At 58.4% G+C, this 13,494-nt stretch carries 11 protein-coding genes; 4 read left to right on the plus strand and 7 right to left on the minus strand.

Annotated features, from left to right (window positions below; translation table 11 throughout):
• Positions 1-257 precede the first annotated feature (257 nt).
• The 3 genes from ACIPV6_RS10105 to ACIPV6_RS10115 all read right to left on the minus strand — a co-directional run bounded on the left by ACIPV6_RS10105 (position 258) and on the right by ACIPV6_RS10115 (position 5,640).
• Positions 258-3,056 carry a DEAD/DEAH box helicase gene (locus ACIPV6_RS10105; RefSeq protein ID WP_400270742.1) on the minus strand — a complete coding sequence of 933 codons (2,799 nt, stop codon included), beginning with the start codon at positions 3,054-3,056 and terminating at the stop codon, positions 258-260.
• An 8-nt stretch (positions 3,057-3,064) separates the two neighbouring features.
• Positions 3,065-5,164, minus strand: coding sequence for a site-specific DNA-methyltransferase (locus ACIPV6_RS10110; RefSeq protein WP_400270743.1), 2,100 nt, complete (start codon positions 5,162-5,164; stop codon positions 3,065-3,067).
• A 155-nt stretch (positions 5,165-5,319) separates the two neighbouring features.
• Entirely contained in the window at positions 5,320-5,640 is a 321-nt protein-coding gene (locus ACIPV6_RS10115; protein WP_400270744.1) for a hypothetical protein, read from the minus strand.
• A 242-nt stretch (positions 5,641-5,882) separates the two neighbouring features.
• On the opposite strand from ACIPV6_RS10115, the gene ACIPV6_RS10120 reads away from it, so the two are divergent.
• The 3 genes from ACIPV6_RS10120 to ACIPV6_RS10130 all read left to right on the plus strand — a co-directional run bounded on the left by ACIPV6_RS10120 (position 5,883) and on the right by ACIPV6_RS10130 (position 8,717).
• On the plus strand, positions 5,883-6,707 hold the full coding sequence (locus ACIPV6_RS10120; RefSeq protein ID WP_400270745.1) for a GIY-YIG nuclease family protein: 825 nt from the start codon (positions 5,883-5,885) through the stop codon (positions 6,705-6,707).
• A gap of 220 nt (positions 6,708-6,927) precedes the next feature.
• Entirely contained in the window at positions 6,928-7,719 is a 792-nt protein-coding gene (locus ACIPV6_RS10125; RefSeq protein ID WP_400270746.1) for a DUF262 domain-containing protein, read from the plus strand.
• Positions 7,720-7,814: 95 nt separating this feature from the next.
• Entirely contained in the window at positions 7,815-8,717 is a 903-nt protein-coding gene (locus tag ACIPV6_RS10130; RefSeq protein WP_400270747.1) for a hypothetical protein, read from the plus strand.
• Between the two features lie 141 nt (positions 8,718-8,858).
• Here the strand turns inward: ACIPV6_RS10130 and ACIPV6_RS10135 are convergent, their stop codons facing one another.
• From ACIPV6_RS10135 to ACIPV6_RS10145, 3 genes are all read right to left on the minus strand, one after another.
• Positions 8,859-9,521 carry a hypothetical protein gene (locus tag ACIPV6_RS10135; RefSeq protein ID WP_400270748.1) on the minus strand — a complete coding sequence of 221 codons (663 nt, stop codon included), beginning with the start codon at positions 9,519-9,521 and terminating at the stop codon, positions 8,859-8,861.
• A gap of 113 nt (positions 9,522-9,634) precedes the next feature.
• Positions 9,635-9,967, minus strand: a complete 333-nt coding sequence (locus tag ACIPV6_RS10140) for a hypothetical protein (protein WP_400270749.1) — start codon at positions 9,965-9,967, stop codon at positions 9,635-9,637.
• A 344-nt stretch (positions 9,968-10,311) separates the two neighbouring features.
• Positions 10,312-10,779, minus strand: a complete 468-nt coding sequence (locus ACIPV6_RS10145; protein WP_400270750.1) for a hypothetical protein — start codon at positions 10,777-10,779, stop codon at positions 10,312-10,314.
• A gap of 547 nt (positions 10,780-11,326) precedes the next feature.
• Between ACIPV6_RS10145 and ACIPV6_RS10150 the strand changes: the two genes are divergently transcribed.
• Entirely contained in the window at positions 11,327-11,953 is a 627-nt protein-coding gene (locus tag ACIPV6_RS10150; protein WP_400270751.1) for a hypothetical protein, read from the plus strand.
• A gap of 104 nt (positions 11,954-12,057) precedes the next feature.
• Here ACIPV6_RS10150 and ACIPV6_RS10155 read toward each other — a convergent pair whose 3' ends face one another.
• On the minus strand, positions 12,058-13,185 hold the full coding sequence (locus tag ACIPV6_RS10155; RefSeq protein ID WP_400270752.1) for an EcsC family protein: 1,128 nt from the start codon (positions 13,183-13,185) through the stop codon (positions 12,058-12,060).
• Positions 13,186-13,494 lie beyond the last annotated feature (309 nt).

Raw genomic sequence — 13,494 nt, forward strand, 5'->3', positions numbered from 1 at the left:
GGGGCCACATATAACCGTCACCGAAACCCGGCGAGTCACAAAATGGGGCCAGAAATAACCGTCCTACCGGGGCCATCCAAACCTGTCACAGCCACATTGGCCTTGGCCGCAAGCAGGTAGCCTACTTAGCTCTCATTGGTCGCGTCAGTCATGGCCGGCTCCCCTGCCTTCGCTTGCTGCGCAAGCCAACCATTGGCGCTTTCACCCAAGGCGTCACACTTCCGTGTTGAAAGTTTTCCCGCTGCTGACGTGCGCCTCTAGTACTTCCCGGCGTGCTCCAGATACAGTGCTTCAGGACGCGCCTCGCGGTACGCCTCCACCACCGTCTGGACTGCCTTATCTTTCAGATTAAGCGAGTAGAACACGTCGTTGATCTTGATGATCGATTCGATGCGCTGATACTCGTCGCCGTGGTCTTTTGCGTACTTAGCGAGGCCCCGCAGCTTCGGAATTGAATCGCTCAGGCTCTGCGCGTGCGGGTCAAGGATGGAAGCCACCACTCCGTCGTCGGTCTGATGGAAGAACACGAAGTCGGGCGTCAGGCCGCGGTGCCGACCGTTCATCGTGTACGGCACCGTCAGTGCACCAGAACCGGTCGAGGGGTTCCGGTACCAGCCCAGGCATTTGTCGTCCTGCAGCTCGTTGTCGAGCACGTGAATCTCCCACTCATTGAGCTTCACGGGATAGTCACCGGTGGGGCTGGACAGCAGGTGCTTGGGCCATACAACTTCGGCCACGGGGAAGGGCTTGTTCTCGGCGAGCGAGATCACAGTTGGCTCCGGCTCGGTGGCTTCAGACCGCACCTCGTCGATCTGCGCCTTCAGGGCCGCCGGTGCCTTGTTGATTTGAGTCTGGTATTCCTTGAACCACTCAACGATTGTGGCGTTGGCAACGTGTTCCAGCTTGTCCTTGACGCCTGGTTGGTGGGCAACGACAGCAACGGACATCATCATCGTGAAGGTTTCGCCGTCAGCTTCGTAGCGTTCGTTCAGGTAGGCGTTGGCCATGGTACGGCCGATACGGCGCTCCGCCTGGGCAAACAGCTGCTCGACACCCTTGGTGTCGATCTCTACTTCCTCCAGCTGCTCGATCTCGAGCACGGCGTTACCGTCGAACAGTGTCGTCACTTCGTTCTCGATGAAGAAGTGTGCCAGCTTGTCCGCTTGCTCTTGGAACTTCTCGCTGGCGTCGAGCTGTAGCCGCGTTTCCCTGAGCACCTGGAGCAGCCTTTCATTGGCAATCTTCGATGCGCCCTGGAGAATGGCGTTCTTGCCGCCGCCGGTAAGCAAAGTTGCGAAGTTCTTCAAGCGATCGACTTGGGTACGGTACTGCACGCCGGGGATAACGTACGACGGTAGTTCGAGCAGCTGCTCGAAGACGTTGGCATCGATACGCTGGTTGCGGCCGAGCCGGACGTTTTCCTGCGTGATGACGTTGACGCCGGTCGGACCGGGGCCGTCGGTGAGCTCCTGCTCCTCGACGATGATCAGCTCTTCCTCGGGCTCGGGCACCTCCGCGGGCTCCACCGGCGGCGTGAAGGACTGCTCGGCTTCGTCGTCAAATAGCTTGGGGTCCTTTAGCTCGGCGTCACGTCGACGCATCAGCTCGTCACGCAGACCCGTGTTGAAGGTCGTGGCGCGCTTTGCCAGGGTACTACCGGCAAGCGTCATCTCGGTCGACGGGACGGCCGGGACGAGCTCTGGCAAGGTATCCTTATCCATCGTCTCCGGGTGCAACCATTCCTGGCGGAAGCTGTCGTCACCGAGCTTGAGCCTGTCGGCAATCTTCTTCACGCCGGCCTTGTTGAACCTGGGCAAAAAGCAGTGCACGTAGTTCAAGGCTTCATTCTGCGAGACGCGACGGGCCAGCGGCGTCCGGATCATACGGCCGATGATCTGGGTGATGGCGTCCTCTTCTTCGACCACACGGTACGACAACAGCACCTCAGCCCGCGGGCAGTCCCAACCGGTCGTGATGGCCTGCTTGCAGAGCACCACGCGGATGTCGAGGTCGTCCTGGATGTCCTCGGGATTGGAGTATGGAATCGCGTAGGCGCCAACCTTGAGGACGTTATGCTCGCCAAAGGTGTGGCAAATGTTGTGGGTCTTCAGGCCTGGCCATGACTCAAGAACCACACTGATGATCGCGGACAGCTCGTCATCAGATGGCGTATTGCCGACCTGGATAACCAGGGCCGGCAAGACCTGGGGCTCGTTGTTCTGTGCTGAATACGTCGCCCAATCCTGCTCGTATCGGCGCACGGTCGCGACGGCGTGGCGAAGCAGTGCAGACTCGTTGAAGTTGGCTGCGATCTGCTGCGGCGAGGCCAACACCAGCCCATCCTTCAGGAGGCCCGATGCCTGTACTTGGTCTACACCGATGCGCGTGGCGCGGACGCGACGCTTCATCGTGTCCATCGCCTTCTCGAAGCGCTTAGGGGTGGCAGTGATACCGACAATGACAGGCGCCGGCGGACGGCCGGTCTTCGCCCCGCCAATGATCCGCGACACGATGGTGTCGCGGGACCGCTCCGTCTTCATGCCGACGTGCGCCTCGTCGATTATGATGACCAGTTTGTCCGGCCGCATGTCAATGGTGTTCGTCAGCGTCGACCAAAACGAATACTCGCGCAGGTCTCCCCCGCCCTCCTTGGACAGCCGAGCACTTGAGTTGAGCTTCTGGACATTGAGGAAGTAGACCTTGCCTGGATCGAGCACCTTCTGGTCAAAGCTTGACTCGATGATCTCCATCGTGCCGTGCGAAATCTTGTCCGATGCCGTCAAGAACTTGCGGGCCGTCTGTTCGTTCAGCGATGGATCATCGGAGATCCAGAGAAACGTCCAGTCAGGGTTGGGAACGAAGTCATCAGAGCCGAAGAGGGCCGCTTCAATCACGGCGGAGGCGATAACCGTCTTGCCCGATCCCGTCGGTGCGGTCAGCTGCACGGCAGTGACACGTTCGCCAGCGGTTTCGATATAGCGTTCCAGTGCCTCGCTTATGTCTTCGAGGACATCGCGCTTGGCAACTGCTTGATAGCCACGGAGCTTGAATTTCATAGAGGTGCTTAGCCTTGTCTGGTGTTGATCTCGAACGACTGTAGGTAATCCGCGTAGAGCCTGACGGAGTCGATACCCTGGTCGATCTGGACGTTGATGGCCTCGAACTCGGCCTGCGAGTCAGTGACGATGAAGACGGAGCGGACATCATCACGCGCGTTGACCGCATTTACGAACGGCTCCCACTGATCAATGTCGGTCAGGACGCCGTAGAAGCTGTCCTTGGGCAGAGACCAACCGTCGTCTGGGAGTTCATCGATGCGCGTTCCCTCCGCACCGGAGCGCATCCACAGGAGCGGTGAGATAGCGTGGAATTTCCGACCGAGCCGGACCAACTGGTTGTCCTCATAGGTCAGCTTGAAGAACTCGACGTTCTCCTCAAAGCCATCAGCCATCGGGAACGGATCGACGAATCGATAGTCGCCCTTCAAGGGCTCACCGGCTAAAGTCCTACCGGTGATAGCAGCCTGGAGACGTGGTTTCGTGATGTACTCGCAAATGCCAAGTGCCTCCCAGCTAGCGTCTGCGGGCCGGTGGCCCTCAGCCTGCAATTTGGCCTGCTCTTCTGCCGACACTTCGTTGTTGGTAATGCTGATACTCCGCCGCCGGCCGCCGTCCTGCCGATTCAGCCGCATCACGGCGTGGGCTGTGGTGCCGGAGCCTGCGAAGAAATCAAGCACCACGCCTTCCTTCTTGCCCCCGAGCGCCGCTCGGAGTGCGTCCTCAACTGCATAGAGCGATTTAGGGAAGGGAAAAGACCTAGCTCCCACAAACCGCTTGAGCAGGTTACTGCCGTGCTCCCCCGCGGTGTGCCGTGACATGTTCCAGACGGTCTTGGGCGTGCGCCTCGTCGAAACGAGCTCTTGGAGGATGACCGAACCGTCCTCCCGACGGCCGGTCACTTCGATGTCACCAGTTTCTATGCGGCGTATCTGAGCCTTCCCGAGGTAGAGGACCGACCATCGGTCCAATTTCGAATCATACGCACCGAGTCGTGCATGCCCCGCAGCCAGGAGCTCCCGAATGTACTCAGCGGATGCACGCCAGCGGCCCTCCTGGCCGTCCGTCTTCAGCGGCCAAACGGTGACCAATCCCTTCTTCGGCCGGACGTCCGCACGGTTGCCATCGATTGGAAGGGGTTCCCCGACTTCAGTGACACGCTTTGTCTGTGGGTCAACGAATATCGGATAAAAGAGGTTCGGACGATCTTGTCGCCGAGAGTTGGCACCGCCTCGTAGCAGCCACTCCCAGCGGACATCCTTACGAACAGGCACCGTCTCCTCGCCACTCAGAAGGTCTTCCGACACGAGCCCAGGGCCGGCTTCTCCGAAAAAAAGGAAAAAGGCGTACTCCTCGACCCGTGAAAGCTCCTGACCGCGCGCAGATCCATTTGGATTGATGACGATCGTAACCATTTGGCGCCGCGCTTCGGGAAAGACCTTGTCCAGCAGGAGGCCGAGACGGTGGACTTCCTTCTCGTCAATGGTTACGACGAGGGTGGAGTCTGCTGGGTTGAGGAGTCGCTTCGCAAGCTTGAGCCTGCGCTCCATGAAAGCGAGCCATTTGGAGTGCCGATACTGGTCATCGCCGTCGACGTAGTCGTTGTTGTACTTCCAGTCCCGTGACCCTGTGTTGTAGGGCGGGTCGATGTAGATCGCGTCGACCTTCCCCTCATGGGTGTAGAGCAGGGTTTGGAGCGCGTGGTAGTTTTCGGCATTGATGACCGTATGAAACGGCTTGTCACCGCCACGAGAGACCGCACCCATCGGCTCCAAACCAGGGTAGATCGGATCGCCGAATTCACGAATGACGACAAGCTCATCAACCTGAGCAGTCGCTCGCTCACCGGTGTCCCCTGTTCTCACGATCGTGGCCACGCCATCGACCAACCTGAGGACTGTCCAGATACCGGGCCTCGATCCATCCTTGTAGGCAACCTTGCCTCCACGGGCGATTTCGAAACCGGGAAGCGTTACCGTCTCTGGGCGATGCTCTTCGAAAACCAGGCCGAAGCTGGTCTTGGCCGCCAGCTTATTGACCTGCTCCTGGATCTCACTCCTCAACTTCGGATCTGAAATCCTATCGATCAGCGTGTCGAGGTGTGCCACTTATTACTCCTTGAAGTCAGTCAGGCCGGGCTGACCCAAAAGGCGCCGCAGCTTACTTGACTTTACCCGCCGTGCGTTTTAACTGACGCTTCAAGGTGAAGAGACGACGCCTTACAGTCACGGTGCATAGGAAGTTCAACGAAAAAGGATCCCTGCTAGAGCTTGTCGATCCAAGTATCTTCTTCACGGTTGTCCCATGCCGATCCGGGGCTTGCTTTCTTGAGGCTGCGAAGACTCTCGATGCGCTGAAGAATCCTTCGGGCCTCGACGGCCTTAAGCTCGCGAAGGCTGGCTACGTCGCGGAAGACGACGGATTCAATCAATGCCTTGCGATCGTCCTGGCTAACCACCCCAGCCCCCTCAAACGCATCACGGATCGCTTGAACTTGCTCGGTTTTGATCGGGAGCGGAACAAGGACGTTGGGAGACGGGGCAGGTTTGTCGACCTCGAACAGCGAGAAAGCTTCGTCATACATAGTCGACGATCATACTGCGACTGCAACTGTCCCAATTCCTTGGAAGTGGGACAGCCCTGGGGTGGAACATGTCCGGCTCGTCTTTGTCATTGTTAAGTCCCTGGCGCTGGTCCTCTTGAGTTCGCGGGAGTATGCAGGTGGCTGCTTCATGGGCCACGACCACGGTTCCCCATATCTCCTGCCCTATGTCCATTTCGAACGACGGGCCTGGGGCAGCTGGACGTACCTGCTAGGGTCCCCTCATGACCGCCCCCGAACCCTCCCGGCATCTACACGAAATTCTCAGAACGCTTTCAGGAGAGCACTGGCCTATTACTCGGGCGAAAGAGCGGGTGCGACCCGTGCCAGGCCTGTATGCAATCTACGGAAATATCGGGGCTTGGATCGATTTAGGCCTCGACCCGCAACCGGGAACTGCGCTGTATGTGGGGAAGAGTGAAGACAACCTTGTTCGACGGGAAGTCGATACTCATTTCGCTGCAGACTCCGCCAAGAAGCCCGCAACCGGCAGCTCCACAGTGCGGCGATCCTTCGCTGCGCTTCTACGTGATCCGCTTTCTCTGGATGCTGTCCCGCGGAACCCAGATAAGCCAGGACATTTCTCGAACTACGGGCTGACGCCGGACGGGGACGCCAGGCTCACGGCATGGATGCATGAGCACCTGTCACTCGCCGTTTGGGAGATGCCTGCTTGGCTGGCAGGCCAACTTGCTGCCGTCGAGATCGAAGTCATCCAACATTGGGCGCCACCGCTGAACATCAAAAACAACCCCCATTCTCTTCCGCGCCTCCGTTTGGCGCGCGAATTGATGGCCCGACAGGCATCAGCTCACGCCTCCGTAGGATCAGCCCAAGCAAATCCGGCGCCAGCTGTCCCTCCAGGCGTTGAACACGTCCAGGCGACGAACGGGCTAACGCCCGTCGAGCTGGCGCGAGAGTTAGGCAAGAACCCAAAAACGGTCCGGCAGGCACTACGCGACAAATACGGCAGGCTGCCATTTGACGGCGCCCGTTGGGGCGCCCTCACCACCGAGCAAGAACACTACCTCCGTATACGCTTCCGCTAGAAACGGCATCGCTCTTCAGCGGGAGTGGTCTCGTATTGGTAACCCGTCTCGGTGAAATTCTCGATACGGCATGGTGGCGGAATGGCCCAGCCTTGCTGCCGCTAGCATGGCGTCATGCAGTGATCAGCGTGGTTTCTGGTTCCGAGCAACGAGCCATTGTCGCCATGACATCTGGGCGACAAGTGCTGATTGCATTTTTGGGTAGAGGACGAGGAGTCAGATGGCGAAGTACAAGGTCACTCAATCTGCTGTGACGCAGCTTCTGGAGGATGTTCGGCGAGAGCAGATTGCTATCCCTGAGCTTCAACGTCCGTTCGTGTGGGACAGCGTTAAAGTGCGTGATCTGGTGGATTCGCTCTACAAGGGATACCCGGTCGGCTACCTCATCACCTGGCAGTCCGTTGGTGCCTACCTCAAGGGCGGGCAATCGGCAGCACATCAGCACATCCTGATCGATGGGCAGCAGCGCGTCACCGCCCTTAGAGCCGCCGTGGCCGGAATGAAGGTGGTGAACAAGCGCTACAAGCAGGTACGCATTGTCATTGCGTTCAACCCAGTTCGTGAGGAGTTCGCTACTCTCACACCATTCATTGCAAAGAATCCTGAATGGATCTCGGACATCAGCGAACTGTTCAACGCCACCTCAACGTACGCCTTCGTCAAAGCCTACTTCGATGCCAACCCGGAAATAGACCACGCAGCAGCTGAAGCGAACATCGACCGACTGCAGGCCATCAAGAACGCACAAATCGGCATCATCTCCCTCGACGACGACTTGGACGTCGAGACGGTCGCTGAAATCTTCATCCGCATCAACTCCAAAGGCGTCCCGCTCAGCAGCGCAGACTTCGCGATGAGCAAGATCGCCACGTACGGCGAACGCGGACGCAACATCCGAAAGCTGATCGACTACTTCTGCCAACTGGCCGTAGCTCCCCACGCCTACAGTGACATCGAGGAAACGATTCGGACTTCGCCGCGACACCATACGTCAAAGCGATCTCTTGGCTGAAGGATGACTCCGAGGACCTTTACGATCCCGAGTACAGCGACATCATTCGCGTGGCGGGGCTGCTGGGTTTCAGCCGCGGAAAAGCCTCATCCATCGTGAGTGAACTCTCCGGCCGTGACCCCGAAACGCGAAAGGTCGATGAAGCACGCATCCCTGTCGCTTACGACAAGCTCGAGGCGGCCCTTCTTGAGATCGTGAAGAAGTACCACTTCGAGAACTTCCTGATGATCATCAAATCAGCAGGGTTTATCTCACCGGGCATGATCGGTTCAAAAAACGCCCTGAACTTTGCCTACGCCCTCTACCTCCGCCTCCGTGCTGATGCCACCATCTCAGAGGGTGAGCGCAAAGGTATCGTCCGACGCTGGTTCGTGCTGTCGATGCTAACCGGCCGGCACTCCGGCAGCTTCGAATCAATTTGGGAACAAGACATCCGGCGCATCGGGACCCAGGGCGCTGCTGCCTACCTCAAGCAGATCGAAGAATCAGAACTCACGGACGGCTTCTGGGAGGTGTCTTTGCCCAATGCACTGGAGACCACCAGTTCGGCTAGCCCTTTCTTCCAAACGTTCCTCGCCGCCCAAGTTGCCGCCGGAACTCGTGGTTTTCTTTCCAAGAGCATCACCGTGGCATCCATGCACGAGCAGTCAGGGGACATCCATCACATTGTCCCGAAGGACTACCTGCAGAAAAACGGTTTCCCCGACCGCGGAGACTACAACCAGGTCGCAAACTATGCTCTGACCGAAACCTCCATCAACATAAGCATCGGGAACAAGCCACCGGCCGAGTACATGGCTGAGGTCACCGCGCAAATTGCTTCCGGAGAGCTAACCCTCGGTGAAATCACAAGCACAGGCGATCTCGAAAGAAACTTCATCGAAAACGCCATACCTCCGAACCTCACGGAAGTGACTGCCGGATCGTACCCGGAGTTCCTTGCAGCCCGGCGCAAACTCATTGCCGCCGTCATCCGCGCTTACTTCACCCAGCTCTGACGAGTCCAGGCGAGCCCAAGACGCGGGCGTAGGTAACCCCTAGGCCTAGGGACCCGATGAAGTGAAGGTTGTCATCATCTTCTCCTTCAGTCGTCAGGTCGGGCTGTACGAGGCACCGGCAGAACGATCGACTACACGAACCTATTTCGACGGGCTTTCGTGTAACCAGATTGCTCGGTCCAAGCTTCGGGGTTCGACGTCGAGTTTCGCGGCGGCGAGCTGGAGGAGGTGCCGCGTCCGCTCCGGGGTTAGTGTGCTGCCATTGCTGAGAACCTTAGCGAGGTAGCGGCGCACCATAACGTCGGGCTTTGTCTCGGTGCCGACTCCTGCGTTCATAATCAGGTATGACCAGGCAAGCGGGCCGAAGCCTTTGACTGACAACCATGCGGTCTTAGCGGAGGTATCCCCGTCGGTCGCAGCGGCTCGAAGGTGTTCTGTGCTGGTGACTGGCGCGTCCAAGGCCGCAAGCAAGGAAAGGCCTTCGTAGACGCCTTCGGGCCTCACCCGTTTTGTGCCGGGGAGCTTGCTTTCATTGCCCAGGATGTCCCGGGCAAAGTCTGTTGGGCCGCCGGCGTCGTCAATAGCCTTCATCAGGTCTGGGCCGGTATCGGTGTCTGCTGTGGAACGAAACGCCCGGTACCGGGCAAGCACGTTTGTCGCTGCGGCCGAACTTCCGCGGAGTGAGTATGCGGAGTTTAGAGCACACAGGGCAAGCGAGTTAGGAAACTCTACGGGGGCGCTCCAGGTGGTGTGATCACCGAGATCGTCTGCGATGGCTTGCAGGAGAAGATCCAATTCAGTCATGCCCGGATCATATCGGTGCCCGATGGCACTGGCGGGTTCGCGTTGCGGCGGGGCCTGATCGTGACGGTGGGCCGGACGTGTGTCCGGCCCTCGACCATGTTGCCCTCTTACGATCAGCTTTGATGGTATGAGATGGGGTTCTGTGACTTGCTTAGCTCGACTTGGGATCCAACCCGGGGATCGCCTTCCAGCAGGTCACCCACAACCTCCAGGCGGTTGCCGTGCTTGATCAGCCCTCTCATGGTTGCTACAGCAAGAATGGTGCCAGCGGGATCCACGATGCGTACTTCGTTTTCCTCGATGGCTCTGCTGGCTTTCATCACCCAGCATCCACGGCCGGCTTCCCAAGCATCACGTTCGCTCATGCCCTGCACCGCCCCTACCCAACTACGGCCCAAGGGGTCGTTCTGTACGTCCTGTTTGTTTGCCAGCTTGATCTGCAACACGACAAATCCTCCATACTTAGATACTTGATTACTTGATTACTTGAACAGGAGTATACATGTATCTAGGTATCTGTAAAGCAGGTGTTGGCGCCATGTTGGGTGCGCAGGAGCGGGGTCCGAAGTGCCGCGAGCTTGAGGCCAGGAATACGCGGATGAAATGCGATCCTCAGAGACGGCGGACGCGGATCGGCCTGCTCATACCTTCAACGATCATCTTCCCTCCCGAAATCGTGACTCTGGGACGGTAGCCATAGTGATATTCGTAGTGGTACTCCGTCTGTCGCCAGACTGAACCATCGGTTAGAGTCGCGATTGTGTCACCGGACCATCCCGTCCACGACCCATCAATGCGTAGATTCATTCGTTGCCCCTGAGTTGAACTGGAAGTCCCGGTAGGAGCTAGTCACGTTGAACCTCCGGCCCTCTTTCCGGCGCTGGAGGAACCCTGTCACCGTGTCGACATCCTTGGGCCTCATTCCAAGGTCGCGGCACTTTCGTCGAACCTGCTCTACTGTGATCGGCGCCCATCGCCCGGGATTATTCATCATGTCGGCTTTGAGCTTGTCTTGTTCGTTCCACTTCAGACGAGACGAGTACCCGGCAGCCATGTCCGCGATGTACTCCAAGATGCCCTCCACTCCGTTCGGAAGCGCCTCATGTGCTTCCTCACCGGCGGCCACCATGTCGGGTTCCACTGTGTTGTCGCGAAAAAGCTGCACAGGCCTGGCATCTGCAATCCACCCCGTTGTGGCCCGTTCGTCCCACTCGATAACTGCGACGGCATCGGCTCCACACTGCCAAAGGTCGTCCAAGTGCTGACGGTCCGGCCAAGCGTAAAGAACCCGGGCGCCGAAGAGGACCCCAGACGAGAAACCCCGCCAGGTCCGATGCGTCACTCCGGGGCGTTCAACAAGCCGCTTGAGGCTAGATCCCTCGACTTTCCGTCCAGGCGTCACGACGACAACGGGTCCACCTGGCTGCCCGAGCAGCCAATTGATCGCACGGATATTCTGGGATTCGCGTGACATCTCGCCTTCGCTAAGCCGCGAGATCGCGACCGGGTATGGGTAGCCCTCAGGTGACAATGTTTTTCCTTCGCTCGTAGCCGACATCGTGCACGGTACAGCCAACCTCTGACATTTAAGTCGTGGTCCTGAACGCGTTGCGGACGTAACGCGGACCGATGGCCTCGCCGAGGTCATAAAACCTAAGAATGGTCGTTGGGGTGTGCGATTATCAGACGGCTTCCGCTTGAGTATAGGGTTCGAAAAGACGTGACGGGGTCATCCGTTTCAGTCACTTCACACCACGGAATGTAGAGGGCATTTCGGCGGCTCACGACTTGGGGGTTGAATTGTCATGAAATTCTTCAGGGTAAAGGTTCGGCTCTGGTCCGTCCTACTAATCATAGGTTTGGGTGTTGCGGTCCTGGGCCCGGCTTTAGCAACGGGCGGATTGAATGCCCTGGGTCTCAGTTCAATGCTCGGCAGCAGCTCCAACGAACGCGATTCCCAAGTAGTCCAGGCGGTCACACGCGTGCAAGAGGTTGCCTTAGTCAGTCTTCACATTGAGGGTGTTGCGAGGCACGAAAGCACTGGGGAGATTCTCGGCGTCGCCGTACCTGCCAGCGAGAAAACGACACTGATCCAGTACAAGTTCAATGCAAAACTGGGCCTCGATGGATCACAGGTGAAGATCGAAAAGACTGGCCCTGCATCGTTCCGGGTGACCGTTCCTCAGTTCGCCGGCATCGGCTTCGACGATCCCGTGTTCGAAGACCCCATGGAGAGCAGCGAGGCGCTCAGCTGGCTGACGCCGTCTGCCGTTCAGACCCGCATGATCAACAACATTCTCAGCAACGAGAACAAGCAGAAATACATCGCCCAAAACGAGGGCGCGCTCCAGGAGCAGACCAAGACGTTCTACTACGGCATCATCAGAGGTGTCGATCCCGACGCCGATGTCGTCTTCGAATTTGCAAAGTAGCGCTGACAATAACTGACCCTCGCAGTGGTGCTTGCCAGAAACCCTCGCGCGATCTTACGGGGTGGATGGATGATTGCCCTCGACAAGACATCCAGATCAGCGTGTCAGCGGAGATCTGGCCCACCCGTCTCGGCGAGTTCGCCTAGCACGCTGATTGCCTCGTCGGAACCGTCCTGGGCGTCGTGGTCGACATCGGCAAACGATTCGACCGCCTCGTCGTTAGCGAGGTGTGGGTATTTCTCAAGAAGGAAGCGTTTCCGGTACTCAATGTTTGCGACATCGACAATCGATTCCAGAGTGGCCCAATTAAAAGCGCCGCCCAGGACAATCCCGGCTGCGGGTACGACTTTGCCGAGCCCCTGCTTGGTAAGACGGAAAGCGAACTTCTCCGCGAACTTCCTAGAGACCTGGGCGACAAGCGACATATCAAGGAGGGCCGCCCAGCTCTTGCCGCGCACGAGTGCCTGGGTCAGCCGTGAAATGTCAGCCATCGCGGCAGTCTTCGCGCTGGCTGACATCGCCGTGCCGGCGTTGACGACAGACATAACGAAAAGTTTCTCCGCCGGTTCTTCGGGGTCATAGCCGTACAGCAGAGAAATGTGCCCGACTGAGCGGGACGCGAGACCGAGAACAAATGCAGCGTCGCCGACGAATGCCCCCGCGATAGCTGCCCCGGAAGGCGCAGCTGCGGCCCCGCCGGTGACAGGGACGGCGAGTTCCCCTCCGGAAATCACCAGGCCCGCACCCGCTCCCGAAAGTGCTGCAGCAAGAGGGTAGCCCCAGCTCATTCCTCTCCCGCGGACAGTGTCGATCTGCTCAAGGTCGAGGTGACGCAAGTCGGAGAGCCTCTTAACGTCGTGGCCGTTCTTTTGGTGTTTCGCAACGACCCGTTTTGGAGAGAGTCCAGCCCGTGAAATCCGCCCCGCGGTCTGCCTTATCGAGCCAAACGCAGCGCCACCCCAGTCGCTGATACCGTCGGGAATGGAGTCTTTGGCTTTGCGTGCCCCGGCGCTGACTGCATGAGCGCTCTTGGCTACGATTTTCTGCCCACGAGCGACGACAGAATGGGCTCCTGGATGACTCTCAAGGTAATGCGTGGCACGCTTACCGATTTCCTCAGCGCGGATAGCAACTTGTTCGCCAGCATTTCTCAGAGCCTGTGAAATTGGGCGACCCTTAAAGCGCTGGATGTTGTTCCACGCATCGAGTTCGTAGTCCGAGGGTTCAGTCATGCCGCAATTATGCCCCACCATCAGTAGGGGCGCAGACGGCCGTGGTTGTATCCAGACAATGGAACCGGGGGTCTAGTACAGGCCGCATATTTCATTCAGGCGATCCAGTGCACTCAGCCCAAGCTCGATGTGAGCCATCGCCTCGGGGTGATTCGCATCGTGCGAATCAGTCCAAGCCGTAGCGTCCAAGAACTGGCGAACCTGGCGGGCAACTGCTTCGTCCATCCTTGGTTCTGCTGTACGTATATCTGCGGCACGTGCCGCGGCATCCCCGCCTGCATTGAGCTTCTTATATGTAGAACAGGATTC

The organism is Paenarthrobacter sp. NPDC089988 (assembly GCF_044748465.1).
In the GTDB taxonomy this organism is placed as follows: domain Bacteria; phylum Actinomycetota; class Actinomycetes; order Actinomycetales; family Micrococcaceae; genus Arthrobacter.

Excerpts from the sequence above, each read along its gene's own strand:
- ACIPV6_RS10135 (WP_400270748.1), bottom strand. The coding sequence starts at position 9,521 with ATGACTGAATTGGATCTTCTCCTGCAAGCCATCGCAGACGATCTCGGT.
- ACIPV6_RS10105 (WP_400270742.1), bottom strand. The coding sequence starts at position 3,056 with ATGAAATTCAAGCTCCGTGGCTATCAAGCAGTTGCCAAGCGCGATGTC.
- ACIPV6_RS10155 (WP_400270752.1), bottom strand. The coding sequence starts at position 13,185 with ATGACTGAACCCTCGGACTACGAACTCGATGCGTGGAACAACATCCAG.
- ACIPV6_RS10115 (WP_400270744.1), bottom strand. The coding sequence starts at position 5,640 with ATGTATGACGAAGCTTTCTCGCTGTTCGAGGTCGACAAACCTGCCCCG.
- ACIPV6_RS10125 (WP_400270746.1), top strand. The coding sequence starts at position 6,928 with ATGGCGAAGTACAAGGTCACTCAATCTGCTGTGACGCAGCTTCTGGAG.
- ACIPV6_RS10120 (WP_400270745.1), top strand. The coding sequence starts at position 5,883 with ATGACCGCCCCCGAACCCTCCCGGCATCTACACGAAATTCTCAGAACG.
- ACIPV6_RS10150 (WP_400270751.1), top strand. The coding sequence starts at position 11,327 with ATGAAATTCTTCAGGGTAAAGGTTCGGCTCTGGTCCGTCCTACTAATC.